The sequence below is a fragment of the Streptomyces sp. NPDC054849 genome (assembly GCF_053610945.1).
Window position 1 is genome coordinate 1 of sequence record NZ_JBSGZI010000070.1, and the last position, 1,860, is coordinate 1,860.

The 1,860-nt window shown below is 70.9% G+C and carries 1 protein-coding gene and 1 pseudogene; one reads left to right on the plus strand and one right to left on the minus strand.

The features are described from left to right. Window positions 1-215: 215 nt before the first annotated feature. Window positions 216-950 carry a GOLPH3/VPS74 family protein gene (locus ACWGIF_RS25925; protein WP_453500919.1) on the minus strand — a complete coding sequence of 245 codons (735 nt, stop codon included), beginning with the start codon at window positions 948-950 and terminating at the stop codon, window positions 216-218. 186 nt (window positions 951-1,136) lie between these two features. On the opposite strand from ACWGIF_RS25925, the pseudogene ACWGIF_RS25930 reads away from it, so the two are divergent. Then, a pseudogene (locus tag ACWGIF_RS25930) lies at window positions 1,137-1,860 on the plus strand (hypothetical protein); the annotation flags it as partial.

Here is a 1,860-nt window from a genome sequence, read left to right on the forward strand (position 1 = left end):
GGCCCCGCCACCCCGCGCGCTGGCGGCTCCCGAACCGGGTCTTTGTGGACGTCGGTCCGGCGATGGCGTTGCAAGGGTGTTGCGGTGGAACCGAGATGGCGTTGCGGTGGCACTGAGATGGTGTTGCGGTGGAGCTGAGCAGACCCGGGGATCCGGGGATCCGAAGATCCGGGGACCCGAAAATCCGGGGATCCGGGCCTGTTACTGCGGGTGGATCAGTGCGCGGCCGCGCGAGCCATCGCACCCGTCCGGCGCGGCTGCAGCGGGACGCCGCTCGCCGTGGCCCGGACCGGCGGTGCCGGTGCGCGGTCACGGCGTGGCTGTGCCGCCACACCGTTCTGGACGTCCATCACGGCGTGCGCCACGAGTCCGCCCATCGGGTCGTGCCGGATCAGATCCCGCAGCCGGGACCTGGACGACCGCCCCTCGTTGCCGGGGTACAGGTGCTTGCCGAGTCCGACCGCGTGGGCCAGTGCGGCAAGCGCCGCGGTCCGCGGGTCCGGCGGTACGCCGGTGCGGATCGCACTGTCGAGCCGGGCTCGGATCTCCCGGCTGATCTCCGTGTCCGTCGCCTGGTAGCGAGTGGTCGGCAACACCCCGCACATCTGACCCGCGACGGCATGGACCATGCCGCAGCGCTCCAGATGAGCGAGGTAAATCTGACGGAGCCCCAGCCGGGGTCCGCCGATCCAGTGGACGGCCCGTACCGGGCTGCCGCGCCTGCGCAGCAGTTCCAGTGCGGAGTCCAGAGTCGGATCTCCTGTCGGCCGTGGCATCACCACGGCGATACGATCCCCATCAGGGGCTATCCGTCCTGCCAGAGCCAGCTCCACTAGCTGTGCCCCGGCCAGGCCGAGGTCGAGCGACTGCGGCTGCGCCGTGGTACCCGTGGCCGGGTCCAAGGCGAGCAGCAGAAGCTCCTCCGGAATTGTTCTGCGGCTCCTGCCCATCCATGCCTCCCCGCGTGGATGAGTGACAGGGTGACGCCTCTCACATTCATCTGTCGAGAGCGCGTGGCCGCTTTGTGGGGGAACCCGCAACTATGTCGTTCTCGTCTAGCACGGGGGCGATGCCCCCGAGACGGGACACTGTTAGACATTCGGACAGCCGAACGTGGCGGCGATGGAGGAGGAACGGTGGCGGGCGAGTCCCCCGACAAGTCGGTAGATGCAGGAGTGCCGGGGGCGGCGGAGTCGTCCGCGGAGCGTGATCCGAGGCTGTCGGTGTTCCGGCCGAGGGAACCCGAGGGCGGGGCGAAGGCCGCCGGCGCCGGTGAGGCGGGTGCTTCGGCGGAGGCCGTAGCCGAGGCGGAGGCCGAATCCGAAGCCGCCGACGCCGTCGAGGCCGACGCCGTCGAGGCCGACGCCGTCGAGGCCGACGCCGTCGAGGCCGACGCGGCCGAGGCCGGTGAGCGGGATCCGTTGCGGGAGGCGGTGGCGGCCTGGGTGGCCAAGGCCGACGAATCCGCGAAGCCCGACGCCGATGCCGCATCGGGCCAAGCCGTGAAGTCCGTTTCCGCAGACGCAGACGCAGACGCAGACGCAGACGCAGACGCAGTGGTGGAGGAGCCCGCTGCCGACGTGAAGCCCGTGGGCAGGGAGCGCGAGCCGGACGCCGTGCCGACGGGCGCGACCGCTTCGCGTGTTCACGCCGAGGAGCCGGACTCTGATTCTGATTCCGCATCGGTCCCGGCGGCTGAGGCGAAGCCTGTGGGCGGCGAGCGCACTGCGGTGTTCCGGGCGCCGAAGTTTGATTCCGCTTCTGCGTCGGCACCGGCTGACGATGTGGAGTCGGCGGCTCCCGCGACGGAGAAGCCGAAGCCTGTTCCTGCGGCTGCGGAGCCTGCGGACAGTGAGCGCA

What these genes read in the sequence shown, in the direction of transcription:
- ACWGIF_RS25925 (WP_453500919.1), bottom strand. Translation starts at nt 950, where the DNA reads ATGGGCAGGAGCCGCAGAACAATTCCGGAGGAGCTTCTGCTGCTCGCC.